The sequence below is a fragment of the Nocardia sp. NPDC004654 genome (assembly GCF_040609595.1).
Taxonomy (GTDB): Bacteria; Actinomycetota; Actinomycetes; order Mycobacteriales; family Mycobacteriaceae; genus Nocardia.
Map to the genome: position 1 here is coordinate 176,969 of NZ_JBEXKI010000009.1, position 18,284 is coordinate 195,252.

General features: G+C 66.6%; 19 protein-coding genes. 7 read left to right on the top strand and 12 right to left on the bottom strand.

All coding sequences use genetic code 11. The features are described from left to right. Positions 1–41 precede the first annotated feature (41 nt). A complete protein-coding gene (locus ABZV58_RS28400) occupies positions 42–1,136 on the top strand; it encodes a hypothetical protein (RefSeq protein WP_355003238.1) in 1,095 nt (364 codons plus the stop codon). Here ABZV58_RS28400 and ABZV58_RS28405 read toward each other — a convergent pair. Next, on the bottom strand, positions 1,120–1,293 hold the full coding sequence (locus tag ABZV58_RS28405) for a hypothetical protein (protein WP_355003239.1): 174 nt from the start codon (positions 1,291–1,293) through the stop codon (positions 1,120–1,122). The two genes, ABZV58_RS28400 and ABZV58_RS28405, sit on opposite strands and share 17 nt — an antisense overlap. Before the next feature lie 946 nt (positions 1,294–2,239). On the opposite strand from ABZV58_RS28405, the gene ABZV58_RS28410 reads away from it, so the two are divergent. The 3 genes from ABZV58_RS28410 (at position 2,240) to ABZV58_RS28420 (ending at position 5,640) form a co-directional block, all read left to right on the top strand. Next, entirely contained in the window at positions 2,240–3,874 is a 1,635-nt protein-coding gene (locus tag ABZV58_RS28410) for a CocE/NonD family hydrolase (protein WP_355003240.1), read from the top strand. 243 nt (positions 3,875–4,117) lie between these two features. Continuing rightward, a complete protein-coding gene (locus ABZV58_RS28415) occupies positions 4,118–5,005 on the top strand; it encodes a cyclopropane mycolic acid synthase family methyltransferase (protein ID WP_355003241.1) in 888 nt (295 codons plus the stop codon). Between the two features lie 242 nt (positions 5,006–5,247). Further along, positions 5,248–5,640 (top strand): VOC family protein, encoded by a 393-nt coding sequence (locus ABZV58_RS28420; protein ID WP_355003242.1) that lies wholly within the window; start codon positions 5,248–5,250, stop codon positions 5,638–5,640. 148 nt (positions 5,641–5,788) lie between these two features. Here ABZV58_RS28420 and ABZV58_RS28425 read toward each other — a convergent pair whose 3' ends face one another. Together ABZV58_RS28425 and ABZV58_RS28430 are read right to left on the bottom strand one after the other, a co-directional pair. After that, on the bottom strand, positions 5,789–6,739 hold the full coding sequence (locus ABZV58_RS28425) for a sterol desaturase family protein (RefSeq protein ID WP_355003243.1): 951 nt from the start codon (positions 6,737–6,739) through the stop codon (positions 5,789–5,791). Between the two features lie 43 nt (positions 6,740–6,782). After that, positions 6,783–7,511: an AraC family transcriptional regulator gene (locus tag ABZV58_RS28430; protein ID WP_355003244.1), complete on the bottom strand. Its 729-nt coding sequence runs from the start codon at positions 7,509–7,511 to the stop codon at positions 6,783–6,785. 145 nt (positions 7,512–7,656) lie between these two features. Between ABZV58_RS28430 and ABZV58_RS28435 the strand changes: the two genes are divergently transcribed. Next, positions 7,657–8,112: a hypothetical protein gene (locus tag ABZV58_RS28435; RefSeq protein WP_355003245.1), complete on the top strand. Its 456-nt coding sequence runs from the start codon at positions 7,657–7,659 to the stop codon at positions 8,110–8,112. On the opposite strand, the gene ABZV58_RS28440 is transcribed toward ABZV58_RS28435, so the two are convergent. Continuing rightward, positions 8,109–9,002 carry an alpha/beta hydrolase gene (locus ABZV58_RS28440; RefSeq protein WP_355003246.1) on the bottom strand — a complete coding sequence of 298 codons (894 nt, stop codon included), beginning with the start codon at positions 9,000–9,002 and terminating at the stop codon, positions 8,109–8,111. The two genes, ABZV58_RS28435 and ABZV58_RS28440, sit on opposite strands and share 4 nt — an antisense overlap. A gap of 124 nt (positions 9,003–9,126) precedes the next feature. Beyond that, complete coding sequence (locus ABZV58_RS28445) at positions 9,127–9,537, bottom strand: MerR family transcriptional regulator (protein ID WP_355003247.1); 411 nt, start codon at positions 9,535–9,537, stop codon at positions 9,127–9,129. A 50-nt stretch (positions 9,538–9,587) separates the two neighbouring features. On the opposite strand from ABZV58_RS28445, the gene ABZV58_RS28450 reads away from it, so the two are divergent. Beyond that, a complete protein-coding gene (locus ABZV58_RS28450; protein WP_355003248.1) occupies positions 9,588–10,541 on the top strand; it encodes an alpha/beta hydrolase in 954 nt (317 codons plus the stop codon). A 138-nt stretch (positions 10,542–10,679) separates the two neighbouring features. Here the strand turns inward: ABZV58_RS28450 and ABZV58_RS28455 are convergent, their stop codons facing one another. The 4 genes from ABZV58_RS28455 to ABZV58_RS28470 form a co-directional block, all read right to left on the bottom strand. Further along, positions 10,680–11,234: an HAD domain-containing protein gene (locus ABZV58_RS28455; protein WP_355003249.1), complete on the bottom strand. Its 555-nt coding sequence runs from the start codon at positions 11,232–11,234 to the stop codon at positions 10,680–10,682. A gap of 97 nt (positions 11,235–11,331) precedes the next feature. Continuing rightward, a complete protein-coding gene (locus ABZV58_RS28460; RefSeq protein WP_355003250.1) occupies positions 11,332–11,727 on the bottom strand; it encodes a hypothetical protein in 396 nt (131 codons plus the stop codon). A 162-nt stretch (positions 11,728–11,889) separates the two neighbouring features. Continuing rightward, positions 11,890–12,999 carry an alanine dehydrogenase gene (gene ald / locus ABZV58_RS28465; RefSeq protein ID WP_355003251.1) on the bottom strand — a complete coding sequence of 370 codons (1,110 nt, stop codon included), beginning with the start codon at positions 12,997–12,999 and terminating at the stop codon, positions 11,890–11,892. 242 nt (positions 13,000–13,241) lie between these two features. Next, a complete protein-coding gene (locus tag ABZV58_RS28470; RefSeq protein WP_355003252.1) occupies positions 13,242–13,952 on the bottom strand; it encodes a GAP family protein in 711 nt (236 codons plus the stop codon). A gap of 198 nt (positions 13,953–14,150) precedes the next feature. Here ABZV58_RS28470 and ABZV58_RS28475 point away from each other — a divergent pair, with 198 nt between their 5' ends. Then, positions 14,151–14,675, top strand: a complete 525-nt coding sequence (locus ABZV58_RS28475; protein WP_355003253.1) for a MepB family protein — start codon at positions 14,151–14,153, stop codon at positions 14,673–14,675. A gap of 6 nt (positions 14,676–14,681) precedes the next feature. Here the strand turns inward: ABZV58_RS28475 and hutG are convergent, their stop codons facing one another. Genes hutG through ABZV58_RS28490 form a run of 3 tightly spaced genes read right to left on the bottom strand, consistent with a single transcriptional unit; the run spans position 14,682 to position 18,252 of the window. Then, positions 14,682–15,617, bottom strand: a complete 936-nt coding sequence (gene hutG / locus ABZV58_RS28480; RefSeq protein WP_355003254.1) for a formimidoylglutamase — start codon at positions 15,615–15,617, stop codon at positions 14,682–14,684. A gap of 13 nt (positions 15,618–15,630) precedes the next feature. After that, positions 15,631–16,806, bottom strand: coding sequence for an imidazolonepropionase (gene hutI, locus ABZV58_RS28485; RefSeq protein WP_355003255.1), 1,176 nt, complete (start codon positions 16,804–16,806; stop codon positions 15,631–15,633). A gap of 9 nt (positions 16,807–16,815) precedes the next feature. Continuing rightward, positions 16,816–18,252: a cytosine permease gene (locus tag ABZV58_RS28490; RefSeq protein ID WP_355003256.1), complete on the bottom strand. Its 1,437-nt coding sequence runs from the start codon at positions 18,250–18,252 to the stop codon at positions 16,816–16,818. Positions 18,253–18,284 lie beyond the last annotated feature (32 nt).

Here is an 18,284-nt window from a genome sequence, read left to right on the forward strand (position 1 = left end):
GCGCGGCGGGAGCGTCACCCGAGACGTCACCGAGCCACCCTGTGACTCTCTCGTTTCCTGCTCCGACAGGCCCATATTCCGTCGGCGTCACCGAACTACATCTGATCGACCCAGACCGCGCCGACCCGTGGGACGCCGGTCGACGCCGCGAACTGATGATCCAAATCTGGTATCCGGCCGAGGACAGCACCTCACCGCCCGCACCTTGGATGCCGCTCGGCGGACAAGAGGCGCAGCACGTCTACCTCACCGAACTCGGTGTACCACAAGGCAGTTGGACACTCGGGCTCAGCCACAGTCACGAGGATCTGCCCGCCCGCACCGATATCGGCCGGTTCCCGATCCTGCTGAATTCTCCCGGGATGGGCGACACCACTGGCTGGAGCACCGCCCAAGCCGAGGATTTGGCCAGCCATGGCTACGTCGTGGTCGCGATGAACCACACGCATGAAGCGTTCGCCGTCCATTTCCCAGATGGCCGGATCGAACGCACGGTGGTTCCGCTGGATTCGCCCCAGGAAGTGCTGCGGGATCTCCTGCTGCCGACACGGGTCGCCGATACCAGATTCGTGCTGGATCGGCTCGCCGCCTACGTTGCGGGCCAGCCTTCGGATCTCGGCAATACGCTGCCTGCGCATCTTGCTGAAAACATGAACTTCTCACACGTCGGAATGTTCGGACATTCGCTCGGCGGTTCGACCACGACCCAGGCTCTGCACGACGACCCAAGGATTCGCGCGGGTGTCAATCTGGACGGACCCATCCTGGGGTCGGTCGCCGACGACGGAATAAATCGTCCGCTGCTGATGCTCGCGAGTGAATCGTCGCCATGGTTCGGTAAGCCCGGCTGGGAACCCCACTGGCGGAACAACACCGGATCGAAACTGCCGCTGCGGGTGTCGGGCACCGAGCACATGTCCTTCTGCGACCAGCAGGCGATCCTGCCGCAACTCGCTACGGCCGGACTCCTCCCCGCGGACACGAGAACCAAGGCGGTCGGCTCCATCGACGCGGATCGGTCGATAGAACTCCAGCGCGGGTATCTGCGCGTCTATTTCGACGTGGTCTTCGGTCGTGTCGATGCCGATATCGTCGAGGCGATCGAGCACTTGCCCGAGGTCATTCCGCATCCGTAGCTATGCCGCCGGCGGGGGAGCGGGTGGTGGCGGGTAGCACTGTGCCCAGCCAGATCTTCTTGCCGTGGCGGTACGCGGTGGCGACGAGTTCCTCGTACCTGGCGATCGTCGGCGTCGGCGTCGGGGGTGGGCGGTAGTCCGAGGCCGTTGATGCCATCCAGGACCAGCACCCCGCTGACGCCTGCCTGCCGCAGCGCGTCGCGTTCGAATCGTGTTCGATGCGCCAGAGAGTAGCGTTGTTACTGGCATCGGTATATCCCTTGGTCAGTGCGGGCGGCGCGAGCCCTGCTCGGTCTCTGCGGGCCTGCCGTCGATGAAGTTCGGTCAGGGGCGCGATGACGCCTTCCGCTACCTCGTTGACCGGCCCGAAGGCCAATCCCATCGGTGGCTGCACTGTCTACTGAACACTGCACCGCCGGGAGGGGAGCCGAGATCCAGCTACGGTGTCGCGACCGTACACGACTTCCTTCGGTACGAAGCCGCGCACGCGGATATCGTCCTCGTTCGGTAGTCGATACCGGAGTGCGCGCGAGGCGCTTGTCGAGTAGCCGTATTCGATCTCGCTTTCATACGGTAAAATCGGGAGCGGCAGAGATCGGTACAGCGTTCGAGACGTAAAGGCGCACAACGGTACTTGATCCGTACCTCGGGTTCGATTCTGTGTGGGCACTACGAGCAGGGGGCGCGGCATGGTCATCGACAGGTCTCTCGTGATAGTGGACGCAGTTCGTACGGTTCGATTCCTCGAATAGTCACCGCCATCTCGCCGTAGTCGTGGAACCCCGGTCGCCAATTTGGCAGGCTGGGTGATGTCGGTCGTCTATTGGCCACGGCGACAGCCGGACGGGGTATTCGGACCGTCGATCAAGCGGTTGTTCGTCCTGGGTGACCCAGGTCGGCGACCACGAGATGTTCTTCGCTGAACAGTTTCGCGATCAACTCGGCGTTCGCCGGGCGCGATCGTCGGCAATTCGACCGGTGCGGCGAATCCGCTTCCCCGTCTGCAGGATCGACACTATTCGCGATTCCGATACCTACTCGCGCCTCGAAACCAGCGGCGCGGCTTCAGGAAACCCTCTCGCACGGAACAGGAAAGGAATGCAATGACCCAGCCTCGCCAGGACCGACTGCGACTACTTTCCCCCGATCAGGACCACGACGTCGACGCGGTCGTGCACGATCTGCTCACCGGAGACGCGACCGGTGTCCCCGCGGACCTCGTCGACGATATCGCCGCAGTCCGAGCCCAGTGTCGCCTCGGCGCCGAGCAGATTCCCGGTGCGGAAGGCGTGCTGCTCGACGCCTTCGCCGCATGGCCGAACACCGGCGGCCCGCACCCGCTCGTCATTCTTCCCGCCGGACTGGACCCCAAGGGCTGGAAGATGTACGGCGGCGCCATCATCCGATTGCTGATGCGCCGATACGCCGTCGTCGCGTACACCGAACGGGGTCTGCCGGGTTCCGACGGGAAGCTGACGGTGGCAGGTCCCGAGGACATCGCGGACGGACGCAAGGTCATCGACTGGGCGCTCGCCAACAGCGGACTCGACGCCGACCCGGACCGCATCGGCATGCTCGGCATCTCCTACGGTTCCGGCATCAGCCAGCTGGTCGCCAACGAGGACCAGCGGGTCAAGGCGGTGGTCGCGCTGAGCACCTGGGCGGACCTCGGCCAAGCGCTCTACGACAACCGGACCCGGCACATCGCGGCCGCGGAAGCCCTCGCCGCGATCAGCGATCGGCCGAGCGACGAACTGGTGCAGGTCCTCGAAGACTTCCGCGAGAACACCAACATCGACGAGGTGCTGGAGTGGGCGAAGCCGCGCTCGCCCGCGCACGTGAGTAAAAAGCGTTCCGTGCCAACATTCTTCACCAGCTACTGGCACGAAACGATCTTCCCGCAGAATCAGCTGCTCGACTACTTCGATCGCTACCCCGGCCCGAAGCGCCTCGACCTCGCCGTCGGCGACCACGGTGCGGTGGAGATTCCCGGTATCCTCCTGGGCGTCTACACCCGGACCACCGAAGCCGCCTACGACTGGCTGGACCACCACCTGCTCGGTGTGGACAACGGCATCGACCGAGACGGCGTCGTGCACACCGAGACCATGTACAACTTCGCCACAGAAGCCGCCGCGGACCTGAAATCCTGGTCGAACTCGATGCTGCGCTACTACCTGAACGCGCCGAGCGGCGGGTCCACCGACGGTGCGCTGACGACATCTCCGGCGCAGACCTACAGCCAGAGCATTCAGGCGGGCACCGAACAGGTCAGGGCGGCCAGCACGCTGGTGTTCGACGGTTTCCTCGAACGACTGCTGATGCCCAAGCGGCAGCTGCTCGACGACGTCGACCGTGGCGCCGCCGCGGTCTGGACCACCGAGCCGTTCCCCGAGCCCCGTCGCATCGCGGGCGCCCCTGAAATGCAGGTCACCGTCACTCCCTCCGACAAGACGGTCACCGTTTTCGCCTACCTGTTCGACCACAATCCCTTCACCGGCAAAATGCAGATCATCACCCATGCTGCCGTCACCGTGCAGAATGCGGAGGCCGGTCGCCCGACCGTGGTGAACGCTCGATTGCAGGCGGCCGACTACCGGATCCCCGCCGGTCACCATCTGACGATGATCGTCGACACCAAGGATCACCTGTACGGCGACGAAACCATCGCGGGTACGACCGTCACGCTCTCCAACCAGAACGGTCCGGCCTACGTGGACCTGCCCATGTCGTCCTGACCGCCCCGCGACCGAGTACACGGATTCCGCGAGCCGCCGAGCCTCTTCGGCTCGGCGGCTCTCGGAACGGGGGCGCCGCCGAGTTCCGGCGCTCTTGTCAGCTGGCCGGACCCAGCGCGCGGATGTCTCCGGTCTCGACGGCGCACTCCTGCCGATCGCGCCCGCGCGATCTCACCGCAGAGTATTTTGTGGTACGCGCTCCTCCTGTTCGACGCATCTTTCATCCAGCTGGCGAGGAGGACTATGTCTCCGGAGAACGGAACGAGCACGGAGGGATTGGTCCCGTTCTATTCGGACGTCCAGTCGCATTACGACCTGTCCGACGATTTCTTCGCGCTGTTCCTGGATCCGACTCGCACCTACAGTTGCGCGTATTTCGAACGCGAGGGGATGAGCCTCGAGGAAGCGCAACTGGCCAAAATCGACCTGGCGCTGGGCAAATGCGATCTGCGGCCCGGCATGACATTGCTCGACGTGGGGTGCGGCTGGGGCTCGACGATGATGCGCGCGATGGAGCGCTACGACGTCGACGTGATCGGGCTGACGCTGAGCCGCAACCAATACGAGCACGTCAACAGCCTGTTCGAGGCGCATCGCGGACCCAGGCGCGGCCGTGTGCTGCTGCAGGGTTGGGAAGAATTCGACGAGCCGGTGGATCGTATCGTCAGCATCGGCGCGTTCGAACATTTCCGGCGTGAGCGGTACGAATGGTTCTTCGGCAAGTGTCACCGCATGCTGCCCGCCGACGGACGGATGCTGCTGCATACGATCGTGCAGTTCGACCGGCACGAGTGGCGCGCGAAAGGACTGCCGATCAATCGCGAGATACTCGAATTCGGCAAGTTCATCGCCAGCGAGATCTTCCCGGGCGGCCAGCTGCCGGAGCCGCAATGGGTGATCGATTACGCCCGCGCGGCGCACTTCGACGTCCAGCGCGTGCATCCGCTCGGCCCGAATTACACCGTCACGCTCGAGCATTGGGCCCGTGCGCTGAGAGAACATCGCGACGAGGCGATCGCGCTGACCTCAGAGGAAACCTACGACACCTATTCGAAGTACCTGAGCGGCTGCGGCAGGTTCTTCCGCGATGGCTACATCGACGTCGTGCAGTTCAGCCTGGTCAAGAAGTAGTACCCGTGGGCGAGCGCGGTCGGCGCGGCGCGGTGAACTCGTCCGCGAGACCCGGTGGCGAAAGCGGATGCCGCACACCGATCGGCGGATCCTCGCCTACCGCCCAATCGGCTGTCGCGTGTCGGATTCCGTCGACACAGCCGTGTGTGTGTCGGATTCCGGCGACCGCACGGCGGGACTGGGCGTTGTGCGCGAATGCCGCCTGACACTCGGTTCGTCCGTTCCGAGAAGGAGGTAAAGAAATGTTGACTGTGCTGCCGATCAGGTATGTGTCGGATGTGCAGGCGTGCCGGAGGTTCTACGCCGGTCTGGGGCTCGCGTTCGACGCGGACGCGAGTGTCAATGTGTGGGCGCAACTTTCGGCCGACGCCGGGGCCGTCGGGTTGCACGACTTCAGGGTCTCGAAAGGGCGCCCGGCAGGCTCGGTCGAACTCGGGTTCGCGACCGACGAGAAGCTCGAGATGGTCGCGAACCGGCTGCGCGAGCAGGGCTACGAGTACGAGATCTTCGACGAGGACTTCGGTCGCAGCCTGCGGGTCGTCGATCCGGACGGTGTGACGATCCAGATCCAGGAGATCGACATGGAGGTCGCCAAGGCGTCGGAATCCGCCTTGGCGGCGCCGGAAGGTCACTGACCAGTTGCCGAACCCGAGGGCGGAACGCACGACGACTCGCTCTCGGGTGGCAGTCCGTCACCCCGATGTGGGCTGCGGCCGAATCGTTCGACCAATTTCCCCTCGGTTGACACATCGCGCATGCTTCGCGCTTACATCGGCTGGCATATCACGAACTGGCTCGCGCTCGACTTGGCGGCACCTGACTGATCGATGGTGCGTCCGAACGCTTTTCGGTGTGGTCGCCCGAGGCCGTGGTGCAGGCGCCGTGGCGGGTGAAGGGTTCGGCGAGCTGAGCCAGGTAGCCCACCGGGTAGTCGGGTTTGGCGGCCATGCCGAGGTCGGCGCTGGTGAAGCGGCGGGCGGGGTCGTAGCTGAAGGTGCGCAGCAGGTGATCCCAGACGAGGGTGAACAACCCGAAGTTGACGTCGCCGATGCCCGCCCATTTGAGGTGGTGGAAGCGGTGGCCTTCGTTGAGCGCCAGGACGTATTCGAGTGGGCCGACGCGGTAGTCGGCGTTGGAGTGCTGTAGCAGCAGCTGCACCGCGACCGCCAGCGACAACGCCGCCGCGACCGGCACCGGAATCCCGGCCACCAGCAGCGGGGTGACGCCCGCGGTCATCTCGAGTGTCTGGTGCAGGGGGTGCTTCATCAGGCCGTTGAGGCCGTAGAACCGCGTAACGCTGTGGTGCACAGCGTGAAACCGCCAGAGCAGCCCGATCTTGTGGCTGGCGTAGTGCGTCAGGGTGATGCCGAAGTCGGCGACCAGAATCGCGATCAGTACTTGAACGACGAAAGGCCACTCGGTGGGCCAGATCCCGTCGCCGGGGACGAGCGCGGCCAAGGCCGGGATGGCGGCGACACTGGTGAGAATGAGCGTTTCGTTGACGAAGGTGTGCGCGGTGTCGCGCCCGACGTCGCCGTGGGAGCTGTTCCAGACACCTTGATACGGCAGCAGGCGTTCGGCGCCGAACGACAATGCGATAGCGGCAACCAGCAGGGCCAGCAGCCAGGCTTTGTTCGCTCCGCTTGCGGCCAAGGCGATTCCGGCGCCGTTGATGCCCAGCAGCAAGAGCGGTGCGTAGCCGTAGCGGACCAGGGGGCGAATGATTGTGGACATGGGTTCAGCGTCGCCGCCGCAGCATGGTCGAGGCTTGTAGAAATCAGCTGAGCCGCGCGGGTGGTGGTCGCCAGCCGGTGGCGATGAGAGCTTCGGTGGGGGTGATGCCGAACAGGTCGCGGCAGGTCTTGGTGAGGTGAGCGCTGTCGGTGAAACCCGCGGCGTGCGCGGCTTCGGTCAGCGAGCCGCCCGCGCGCACGGTGCCGACGGCCAGCTGAAGCCGAGTCCAACGCCGCCACGCCGCGTACGGCAGACCGACGTGCTCGGTGAACAGATGCGACAGGCGGCTCGGCGACATCGCGACGGCGGCCGCGAGATCGCCCAGCGACGGTGGGCCGCCCGTGGAGACCGCTGCCACGCGAAGCGCCTCGGTCACCACCGGGTGCGCGGACCGGCGCGGCATCGAATGCGGTTGCGGTGCTTCCACTCTGGTGCGCGGCGTTGCCGCAGTGATCCAGCTGATGGCCGCATCGGCTGGCAGGCCACGCAGTCGAGTGAGGGCGGCACGGCCGACGAGATCGGCGGAGTCGAGGTAGGCGATGAAGCCTTTGGCTCCGGGGGTGGCGCGCACTTCGTGGCGTACACCGGGCGGGATGATCGCCACCTCGGCGGTCGTGGAGCGTCCGGCGGCGTCGATCAGCGTCACGTCGCCTGCGGTGACGAGCAAGATCTGCACGGCGGCATGGGAATGAGCCGCGGTGTCGCCGATGTCGCCCGTGAAGGCCATCAGGCCCGGCGTGAACAGGACCCCGCCGAGCCAGCGCGGCGTCACCGCGGTGCGCTTCCGGCTGAGCGAAGCGGGACGAGCACAGCCGGGGTCGCGCTGATCGCTGCACTGACCGAAAACGCCGACGACATCGCGTGAGCGTACCCGGGGAGCCGACAGCCTCAACTTCCACGAGCACCATTCCTTCCGTATGGAATACGCGCCGGAAGATGTCGACCAGCGCCGTTTGGCGCTGCGGCAGCAGTCCTCGGCGCTCGATTGGACGATCGTGCGCCCGAACTGGTTCCACCAGAACGTCACCGAGGGGCCGCTCCGCGATATCGCCCTCGCGGGCGCGGGAACGCTGCGGCTCCCGGTCGCCGGCGGCGCTGAGTTCCGTGGACACCCGGGATATCGCCGCGGTGGTGACCGAGGCGCTCGTCGCGGAACGCCACGCGATGTAGCCGACGTGCTCGGGGCATCGCCGCGCTCGTTCGCCGGTTCGCACGAGAATCTCGGCCTGACCCGCAGCTTGGCGACGGGGTACGAGATCGCACCGCGTGGCGCGGCCTCCCTGCGGGCCATCGAGGCCGAACAGCCGCACCGGTTCCGGGCGGCGAAGTGGGTAGGGTCGGTGTCGGCTGTCTGTCGTGACGGAGTTCGCTAGGTCGTGGCCGCCGCGAGCTCGATCAGGCGGGCGCGGACCAGGTCGGGGCGTTCGTCGGCGATGAAATGTCCACAGCCAATGACGGTTTCGAGGGTGTAGTCGTCGGCGCGGGCGGTTTCGGGGGCGGCCAGGGAAGGATGAAGAGCGACGTCGTCCAAGCCGAACAGTGCGCGAATGGGGATGGTGACGCGCCGACGCTCGGGATGCCGTGCGGCACTCGGGATTTCGCGCAGCCAGAACGTGCGGTAGGTGTCGGTGGCGGCGCGGGCGCAGACCGGATCGCGGAAGCGGTCGGCGAAGATTCGCACCACCTCGGGGTCGACCGCGCTGCGGTCGGTGATCGCGGCGGTGATGAGCCGTTCGAGGAGGCGAGTGCGCTGTTGCAGCGGCACGCCCGCGATGGCGAGCAGCGGTTGGTAGGCGAGGAAGCGCCAGAGATGTCGCGTCACCGTTGCCGCGGGTACCCAGGGATGCGCCATGTTCAGTGCGAGGTAGCCGTCGAAACGTTCGGGCTCGCGCAGCACCATCAGGTATCCGACGTAACCGCCCCAGTCGTGTCCGACGAGCAGTACGCGCTTCAGGTTCAGCGCATCGAGGAGCGCGAGCACATCGGAGGCGACGTCGTCCTTCGCCCATCGATGCGGCGCCGGGCCCGACCAGCCGTAGCCCGGCAGATCGGGCGCGATGATCCGGAGTCCCTCGGGCGGGTCGGCGAGGAGATCCCGGTAGGCGTAGTGGTGCTGCGGCCAGCCGTGCAGCAGCACGACCGGTCGGCCGTCGACCGGCCCGGCTTCGGTGACGTGGAATCGAACGCCGCGGGCGGTGCTGAACGATCGGCGCACCCCGGGGATGACTGGCGGTTCGGTAGCGGTACCGGCGGTAACAGGCATGACGCCACGATAGTTCGCCGGGTGGCCACCGAACCACCGTCCGCAGGTGGAGACGGCGATCCGACCGTGGGTGGAGAGCGAACCGTTCGGCGTCGTCGAATGGGAGCGGGGTCGGCGGATTCGGCTACACGGGCGCCTCCGCTGCCTCGGCTTCCGGAGTGGCGAGAATGCGCTGGAATTCCGGGCAGTCGACCAGCGGTCGGTGGGTGCAGGTCGCGGTGTGGCGGAGGCCGTCGCGCATTCTGGTGAGGCGAGCGATGTCCTCGTCGAGCTGGTTCGCTCTCTTGGCCAAGTGGGCGCGGAGTTCGGCGTCGTGGGGGGTGGCTGTCAGGAACCTGGCGATCTGCGTGAGGGTGAAACCGGCCGAGCGCGCGCAGGTCACCAGGGCCAGTCGGGCGAGCACATCGGGGCGGTAGGTGCGGCGTAAACCGTTGCGGCCGTCCGGCTCGATGAGGCCGCGCTTCTCGTAGAACCGCAACGCGGAGGGAGCCAACCCGGCCCGCTCGGCGACTTCGGCGATATCCAGCGACGTCATGCCCGATCACTCCTTGACTTGAACTGTGCTTCAAGTTGCACCATAGGCGCATGACCGAAGAAACAGAAGGCCAGATCTCGTTGCACCCGCAGGTCGAGGCATATTTGGAGCGGCTCGCCCAGTTCAATTTCGGTGAGCTGCACACGTTTCCCCTCGAGCTGGCGCGCGAAGGGGTGCGCAGGGGTGTCGCTCTTTTGGGGGAGCCCGAAGCTGTCGCCGCCGTCGAAGACCGCGTGATCCCCGTGGCGGATGGGGAGCTCGGAGTCCGGATCTACACTCCGGCGGGCGATGGCCCCTTCCCGGTGTTGTTGTTCTTCCACGGTGGCGGGTTTGTGCTCGGCGATCTGGACACCCACGATGGCCTGTGCCGGAGTCTCGCGAACGGCGCCGAGTCCATCGTGGTCTCCGTCGACTACCCGCGGGCGCCGGAGCACAAATATCCGGCGGCGCCCGATGCCTGCTACGCCGCGACGCGATGGGTCGCCGAGCACGCGGCCGAAATAGGCGGGGATCCCACCCGCATCGCTGTCGGCGGCGACAGCGCCGGAGGCAACTTGGCGGCGGTTGTCGCGCTGATGGCGCGGGAGCACGGCGGGCCTGCTCTGGCCTTCCAGCTCCTGATCTATCCCGACCTCGATTTCCGGAGGTCGAATTACTCCATCCGCGAGTACGCGGGTAAGTACGGCAATATCAGCAGGGCCACCCAGTACTGGTTCATGGACCACTACCTGACCACCGAAGCGGAGAAGCTCGATCCCCGAGTCTCACCCCTGCTCGCCCCCGACTTGGCCGGGCTTCCACCGGCACTCGTCATCACCGCCGAATACGACGCACTGCGAGACGAGGGTGAACAGTACGGTCGGCGTCTCGAGGAGGCCGGCGTCCCGGTCACCGTCAGCCGCTATCCCGGAATGATCCACGAATTCGTCCGGCACCCCTTCGACGACAGCGCGAAAGCCCGATCCGAAGCAGCGACAGCACTGCGAAAGGCGTTCGTCCGCTGAGCTTTGTCCCCCGGATCCTGAGATAGCGGAGAGGCATCTTCCTCGTGGCGGCCGCCGTTCACCTGTCGGTGGCCTGCCGCGTTGTCTCTGGACGCACACTTCCATCGGTTTCAAGCCAGGCTAGGGCCGCGGGCGATTTCAATGCGGCAGAACGCCGCGCTGACGGGCGGTGACTCCCGATGAGGCACTGGAGAGCCATGCCGCGATGATGTCGAAGTCGTTCGGCCGCAGTCCTGTTCGAGGGTCGACGTGATGCAGAAGCGCTCGGCCGCTGTGATGCTCCGCGATCCATTCCCGGTCGCTGGCGCTGATCTCGTCATCGATCCAGATGAACGAACGCCCCGCAGCCCGTTCGACCAATGCACGGGTCTTCCAGTGCAGGCCGAACCATTCGTCGATGCGATCGTCCGGTGAATCCGGCCAATCCATCACGGTCAGGGTCGGTAAACCCAGAATCGGGCCGACGAATCGGTTGGCGTCGTGCATCCAGGTCGTGGCCCAAACCAGTTCGCACGGAAGGGCCGCCAACATCCGCCCGATCTCCGAATCGAGCCGGGTCGCGAGCGGATTCGAACCAAGCCGGCCGTCGCGGAGAGGCATCGGTTCCGCCTCATGCCCGTGAACTCCGCCGAAGGGAATCAGCGGTCCATCGACGTCGAGGAACAGCAGAGGACGGTCCGGCGCGTCGGTCATACTTCGCAGGCTAGCGTCCTGATCGCGACCGATCCGGGTGCCGACTGCTCAGGAGCCGGTCACTTCCGGCGGAAGCGATCGGTTCTTTGTGTCGATGTCAGGGGCTGCGGGGCGGTTGTTCGGTGTCGGCGCCTCGCTGCTTCTCGCGTAACTTCGTGTCCGGATCGACCTTGTCGGCGCGTTCCCACTCCTTGTCCAATTCGGTTCGCGAATCCGCCGCCGCGCTGCGATCCATGTGCGCTTGCTGGGCAAGCTGCTCGGCTTGCGCCACCTTGGCCTCGCCTTCCGCCTTCGCCGCCCGGCTCCTGGCGGCGATCTCCTCGGCCCGCGCCTCCCGCTGAGCGACCTCGACGTCGCGTTCGGCCGCGCGGTCACGGAGAGCCCGAGCCTCGACCCGCTGGTGTTCGCGCCGTCTGCGCATCAGCACCCAGGCGGCGACCAGCAGGATGACCAGGGCGATGACAATGATCACGATCAGAACAGTGGTGCTCATCTTTCGACTCCTCGCACTCACCCCCCTTCACCCTAACGCCACTCGACCACCTCCGAACTGCGAAAACGCACGGCGGTCGGGCAGCGCAGGAGGACGGCGAGGCGAGGGGGCGGTGCGAAGATGCGCCTGAACAACGCCCACCGCCCAGGCCTCGGACGACGCTCAGGCCGCCACGAGCCGTCCGGCGGTGTATCCGTGTGCGGCGGCGACGGATTCGGACAGCAGCGTGCCCTGGTGAGTGCTCAGTCCGGCGGCCAGGCCGGGATCCGCGGCGACGGCGTCGCGCCAGCCGCGCTCCGCCAAGGCGATGACGTAGGGGAGGGTGGCGTTGGTGAGAGCCACCGTGGACGTGTTGGGGACCGCGCCGGGCATGTTCGCGACACAGTAGAACACCGAATCGTGGACCCGGTAGGTGGGTTCGGCGTGCGTGGTCGGCCGGGAATCGGCGAAGCAGCCGCCCTGGTCGATGGCGATGTCGACCAGCACCGAGCCGGGCTTGAGCTGTTCGACGAGATCGTGGGAGATGAGTTCGGGGGCTTTGGCGCCGGGCACCAGGACCGCGCCGATCACCAGATCCGCCTCGCGCACGGAGTTCTCGACCTCGAACGCGTTGGAGACGACGGTGCGGACCTGCCCGCGGTACAGGTCGTCCACCTCGCGCAACCGGGCGACGTTCAGATCCAGCACGGTGACGTCGGCGCGCATGCCGACCGCGACGGCGATGGCGTTGCGTCCGGAAACGCCCGCGCCGAGTACGACGACTTTGGCGGGTCGCACGCCGGGAATCCCGCCCATGAGCACGCCGCGGCCGCCTTCGCTGCGCATCAGGTGGTAGGCGCCCGCCTGGGGTGCGAGCCTGCCCGCGACCTCGCTCATCGGCGCCAGCAGCGGCAGGCTGCCGTCGCGTCCGGTCACCGTCTCGTAGGCCACGGAGGTGATGCCGGAGCTCAGCAGGGCGTCGGTGCACTCCTTGGAGGCGGCCAGGTGCAGGTAGGTGAACAGCAGCTGCCCGGCGCGCATCCGCGAATACTCCTCGGCCACCGGCTCTTTCACCTTGAGCACCATATCCGCGACGCCCCAGACCTCGTCCGCCGTCGGCAGGACGTGGGCGCCGACACAGCTGTAGGCGGCGTCGTCGAACGCCGATCCGGCGCCGGCATCCGCCTCGAGGAACACTTCGTGTCCGCGAGAGACAAGCTCACGGACACCGGCGGGCGTGCACGCCACTCGGTATTCGTGATTCTTGACCTCGCGGGGGATCCCGATTTTCATCAGCTCTCCTGATCGTCTCGTCGCTGTTCGAGCTAGAGCGAGTCCCTATCGGTCGGGGTCGCTTCAGGATCTAGTGTGAAGATTCTGCGAGATCAGATCCAGATGCCTGAAGATGATTCTCGAAAGAGGCGAATCACACGCGGATCTACCGGATCGACTGGTTACCGCGGCCGCCTGGTCGAATCATCTTCGCCGTTTCCGGGAGACCTCCGCGGTGGTGCCGGCGCGATCCCCTGATCGGTTCAGGTCGGGTTGACGGCGAGGACGGTCGCGGCGTTGAGAGTTATGCCGATGCCGATCCCGCCCACGGTCCACCCGAGGGCCTTCGCGCTGTTCCGGGTGAACCAGTCGTTGATTCGCTGCAGGAACGGATCGACCCGCTGGTGCGCGGCGAGGCGGGCCAGTGCCAAGGCGATGGCGGGCAGGGTCATGACGACGCAGTAGGCGGCCAGGGTGAAGCCGGTCAGCTGCCAGGGGAGATCGGCATTGGCGATCAGTCCGACGGCGGCGAGGTAGGGGAGCATGGTGGCGACTTCCAGGGCGGCGGCCACGAGTGCGAGCTTCATCAGGCTCCCCGCGCTGCCGTCGCCCGCCATCGTTCTGGACCGCCAGCGCTGGATCCTGCCTGGCGTCCCGGCCCGTCGTTCGGCCCTGGCCTCCAGCCGGTAGCTCAGCGCGATGATGAGGATGCCGAGGATCAGTTGCCCGATTCGCAGCGGAACCGGTGGGACTTCGATCGCGCCCACCGCTGAAAGCGCGGCGTCCGCGCCGAGGACCAACAGTATTCCGACCCCGAAGTAGAACACCGCGACGGTCCCGAGGTAGACCGCGATCCGCCCGGCCCGCAACCGCCCCGGAGTCAGCAACAACCAGATGGGGATCAGCAGCGTGCCGAAGCTGGTGCTGTCGATGAGCGCGAGCCCGATCAACGCCGCGACGAGAGTGAAAGTCATGCAATTCCTTTCGGACCGGCAGGACTCTCATCGTCGAGCGGCTGAACTCCCACCCACATCCGACAAAAGAAGGACACCGGGTCGTACATCGACGTGCGCCTCGTAGGCTGCCTTGCCGGGGGCTCCGGCCTGTTGTGCCGTGGTGTTCAGCATGGGACAGGCCGTTGCGGGTCTTTGTTCGGTGAGGAGTTGGTTGGTGTGCATCCCGATGTGGCCGAGGCGAGGCTTCTTCTCGACTCGCTGGGTTTGGCGTTCGCGGCGGCGCTTCCCGAGACGGAGAACGCCGAGTACGGGGCGTTCGTTTCCCGCGTGGGTCGCGGGTCGATCAGGTTTCGAGTCGGCAAGCTGACACCGACCAAGGTCGGCCTGTTCGTCACGGTGTGGAGGCGTGCGGCGGATGGGTCGACGGAGCCGTTGGCGGCCGAGGACGGCGTCGATCTGCTGGTGATCACCGCCCGAGAAGAGCAGCGTTTCGGTCAGTTCGTGTTCCCGAAGGCGGCACTGGTCGAGCACGGCGTCGTTTCCGTGGCCGGTCGCGGCGGGAAGCGCGGATTTCGGGTGTATCCGCCGTGGTCCGCGACCCAGAACCGGCAAGCGATGCGGTCCCAGAAGTGGCAGTGCGACTTCTTTCTCGAACTCGACGACGGCGAAAAGGTAGATCTGCGGCGGGCCCAGCGGCTCTACGACCCGGTGTGTCCCGGTCTCGATGATCGGTCCCGCTGATAGCGGTCAGCCGAGGGCCCGGTGCGGGACGTGCCGGGTGGCGATGCGGTGCAGCAGCCGTGCCGCGGCGCGCGCGGTCCGGTTGTCGATATCCAGGCTGGGATTCAGCTCGGCCACGTCGACGACGGCCAGTTTGCCGCTCGCGGTCACCCGGTCGCAGACGGATTGGATCGTCGAAAGGGGGATCCCGAACGCCGCGGGCGCGCTGACGCCCGGCGCGACGGCGGCGGGCAGGACGTCGAGATCGATGGTCAGGTGCACCAAGTCGACTTCGGCGAGGAAGTTCTCGACGAAGGTGAGCGACGTGGTGGAGTCACAGTCGTCGTCGAGGAGGTAGCGGACGTCGAACTTCGCGGCGGTGTGGAACAGCGCGGCGGTGTTGCTCGGCTGGCTGATGCCGAGCACGGCGTAGCGCACGGCGTCGCCCTCGGCTTCGAGGATCTGCCGGAACGGGGTGCCGGAGCTGGGGACCGGATCGGCGCGGAGGTCGAAATGCGCGTCGAGATTGAGGATTCCGACACGGGTGGTCGAGGTACGCCGCGCGGATCCGGCGACGCCGAGGTAGGTGCCGTAGGCGATTTCGTGCCCGCCGCCGAGAACGATAGGGAAGTGACCGGCGTCCAGCAGGGCGCTGACGGTGGCGCCGAGGTCACGCTGGCCTTCCTCCAGCTTCTCGTCGGTCACCGCGACGGTGCCCGCGTCGAACGCGCGATGCGGTTCGGCCAGCGCCATGGGTGCGAGTGCCTGCCGCAGGGCATCGGGTCCGGCCGCCGCACCGATGCGGCCCTTGTTGCGCCGCACCCCCTCCTCGCTGGCGAAGCCGACGAACACGCAGGCGCCCGGCTCGGCGCCAGGTACGTACGGTTCGACGACCTGATGCCAGCGCAGATGCTCGGGCGTGGTGCCGTCGGTGCGGCCGGTCCAGCGGGGCGCGGGGTGCATCGTGGTGGCCTCCTCACTTCGAGTAGGCGAGCGTGCCTTCGCGCCACACTCGGCTGATCAGGGGAACACCGGGCCGGTAGGCCAGGTGCAGGTGGGTAGGTGCGTCGAGCGCCAGGGCGTCGGCGCGGGCGCCTGGAGTGAGGGCGCCGAGATCGGTGCGGCGCAGCGCCCTCGCGCCACCGGCGGTGGCGGCCCAGACGGCTTCGTCGGGAGTCATGCGCATATCGCGTACCGCGATCGCGATACAGAACGGCAGGCTGGTCGTGTAGCTGGTGCCGGGATTGCAGTCCGCGCCGAGTGCCACCGTGATCCCGGCGTCGAGCAGTGCGCGAGCGTCGGGATAGCTGCCGCGGGTGCAGAAGTCGGCGCCGGGCAGCAGAGTGGCGACGGTGTCGCTGTGGGCGAGCGCGTCGATATCGGCCGAGTTCACGTGCGTGACATGGTCGACCGACGCCGCGCCCAGCTCCACCGCCAGCTGCACACCGGGCCCCTGCCGCAGCTGGTTTCCGTGCACCCGTGGAATCAGCCCGTGCGCCACACCGGCGCTGAGCACGGCATGTGCTTGATCTCGGTCGAAAGCGCCCTGCTCACAGAACACATCGATCCATTTCGCGTGCGGCGCGCATTTCGGGATCATCTCCGCGCACGCCATGGCTACGTAGTCGTCGACGCGCCCGGCGTACTCCGGCGGCGGGACGTGCGCGGCCAACAGCGTCACCTCGTCGGTGTAGCGTCCCGCCACCTGAACGCTGCGCAATTCGTGCTCGACCGACTGCCCGTACCCGGATTTGCACTCGACGGTCGTGCTGCCCGTCCGCAGTGATTCGTCCATCAACCGCCGGACATTCGCCTCGAGCTGCTGATCGGTGGCGGCCCGGGTGGCCTCGATGGTGGTCCGGATACCGCCCGCGGCGTACTGCTGCCCGGACATCCGGGCCGCGAACTCCTCGGCCCGATCCCCCGCGAACACCAGATGCGAATGCGATTCCACGAATCCGGGTAGCACGGCGCGCCCGCCCAGCTCGTGGCCGGTATCCGCCGCGGGCGCGTCGGCGGAATCGCCGACCCACGCGACGATGCCGTCCTCGAAGACGACCGCCGCGTTCCGGCGCAGGCCGAGGACGCCGTCGCCCAAGGCGGGATCGTTGGTGACGAGCAGTCCGATGTCGGTGAGTGCGGTGGTCGGCATGGATGACTCCTAGATCCGGGTATCGACCATCTCGGTCTGCGAGGGATAGATCATCTGCGCGGGCGGGTTGTTGGTGCGCTTGGCGACGGGGTAGTAGATCGCGCCGGTGAACACGATGCCGACGATCCACGAGATATCGGCGCCGCCGAGCATGTCGGTGATGGGTCCGGTGTACATCTTCTGCGCCAGGAACGGGATCTGTGCGACGACACCCAGGGCGTAGCAGACCAGCGCGGGCACGTTCCAGGATCCATAGCGGCCCTTCGGGTCGTAGAGCGCGGGCAGGTCGATGCGTTCCTTGGAGATCAGGTAGTAGTCGATCAGGTTGATCGCGCTCCACGGGGTGAACACCATCAGCAACACGAGCACGAAGTTCTTGAAGTTGTTCAGGAAGTCCGCGCTCGCGGCGATGGCGATCAGCATCGAGACCGCGACGAAGCCGAGGATGTAGAGAGCGCGCGCGGCGGTGGAGATATGGGACCGGCCGTTGAACGCGGTGACGGTGGTCAGGATCGACATGAACCCGCCGTAGGCGTTGAGCACGTTGACCGTCAGCTTGCCGACCACGATCACCAGGTAGATCAGGAACGCGAGGACGGCGGGTCCGGCGAGTTCACCCAGGAAACCGACCTGATTGCCGAGGAAGGCATCACCCGCGACGGCGGCGACCAGCGCGCCGAAGGTCATCGACCACTGCGAGCCGATCACGCTGCCGAGGAAGGTGGACCAGAAGGTGGTGCGCTCACTGGTGCCGCGCGGCAGATAGCGGGAGTAGTCGGCGACGTACGGGCCGAAGGTCAGCTGCCAACCGGCGCCGAGGGAGATCGCGAGCAGGAAGGTGACCGTGTCGAAGCCGACGGTGCCGACGAAATCGCCCACGTTGTACTCGGCGAACAGCCGGATCGCCAGATAGGTGAAGCCGATGATGCCGATGACGGTGGCGATGCGCCCGACGATGTGGATCAAGCGATAGCCGGTGATCGCGACGAAGGCGGTGAGACCGCCGAAGATCAGAATGCCGACCGTCGGACTGTCGATGTCGAGCATCTTGTTCACGGCCTGGCCTGCCAGCACGGTCCCGGTCGCGGCGAATCCGAGGTACATGAGGATCACCATGATCAGTGGCACCACCGCGCCTTTGACGCCGAACTGGGCGCGACTGGAGATCATCTGCGGCAGCCCCATACGCGGACCCTGGGCCGAATGCAGCGCCATCACCGCGCCGCCGACGACGTTGCCGATGAGCAGACCGAGGATCGCCCAGAGCGCGTCGGCACCGAACACCACCGCGAGTGCGCCGTCGACGATGGCGGTGATCTGCATGTTCGCCCCGAACCACAGGGTGAACTGACTGCGCGGGGTGCCGTGGCGTTCGTCGTCGGGCACGACGTCGATGGTGCGACGTTCGAGGGTGAGGAGATCCTCTTGGTTGCCGTCGTTCTTCATTGGCGGGCCTGGCTTTCTGCAGTGAATCCGGC

Bases quoted from the DNA above. Each gene is read 5' to 3' on its own strand.
- ald (WP_355003251.1), bottom strand. From the start codon at position 12,999: ATGAAAATCGGGATCCCCCGCGAGGTCAAGAATCACGAATACCGAGTG.
- ABZV58_RS28470 (WP_355003252.1), bottom strand. From the start codon at position 13,952: ATGACTTTCACTCTCGTCGCGGCGTTGATCGGGCTCGCGCTCATCGAC.
- hutG (WP_355003254.1), bottom strand. From the start codon at position 15,617: ATGCACCCCGCGCCCCGCTGGACCGGCCGCACCGACGGCACCACGCCC.
- ABZV58_RS28415 (WP_355003241.1), top strand. From the start codon at position 4,118: ATGTCTCCGGAGAACGGAACGAGCACGGAGGGATTGGTCCCGTTCTAT.
- hutI (WP_355003255.1), bottom strand. From the start codon at position 16,806: ATGCCGACCACCGCACTCACCGACATCGGACTGCTCGTCACCAACGAT.
- ABZV58_RS28490 (WP_355003256.1), bottom strand. From the start codon at position 18,252: ATGAAGAACGACGGCAACCAAGAGGATCTCCTCACCCTCGAACGTCGC.
- ABZV58_RS28410 (WP_355003240.1), top strand. From the start codon at position 2,240: ATGACCCAGCCTCGCCAGGACCGACTGCGACTACTTTCCCCCGATCAG.
- ABZV58_RS28460 (WP_355003250.1), bottom strand. From the start codon at position 11,727: ATGAGCACCACTGTTCTGATCGTGATCATTGTCATCGCCCTGGTCATC.
- ABZV58_RS28425 (WP_355003243.1), bottom strand. From the start codon at position 6,739: ATGTCCACAATCATTCGCCCCCTGGTCCGCTACGGCTACGCACCGCTC.
- ABZV58_RS28440 (WP_355003246.1), bottom strand. From the start codon at position 9,002: ATGCCTGTTACCGCCGGTACCGCTACCGAACCGCCAGTCATCCCCGGG.
- ABZV58_RS28435 (WP_355003245.1), top strand. From the start codon at position 7,657: ATGGAATACGCGCCGGAAGATGTCGACCAGCGCCGTTTGGCGCTGCGG.
- ABZV58_RS28455 (WP_355003249.1), bottom strand. From the start codon at position 11,234: ATGACCGACGCGCCGGACCGTCCTCTGCTGTTCCTCGACGTCGATGGA.
- ABZV58_RS28450 (WP_355003248.1), top strand. From the start codon at position 9,588: ATGACCGAAGAAACAGAAGGCCAGATCTCGTTGCACCCGCAGGTCGAG.
- ABZV58_RS28420 (WP_355003242.1), top strand. From the start codon at position 5,248: ATGTTGACTGTGCTGCCGATCAGGTATGTGTCGGATGTGCAGGCGTGC.
- ABZV58_RS28405 (WP_355003239.1), bottom strand. From the start codon at position 1,293: ATGGCATCAACGGCCTCGGACTACCGCCCACCCCCGACGCCGACGCCG.
- ABZV58_RS28445 (WP_355003247.1), bottom strand. From the start codon at position 9,537: ATGACGTCGCTGGATATCGCCGAAGTCGCCGAGCGGGCCGGGTTGGCT.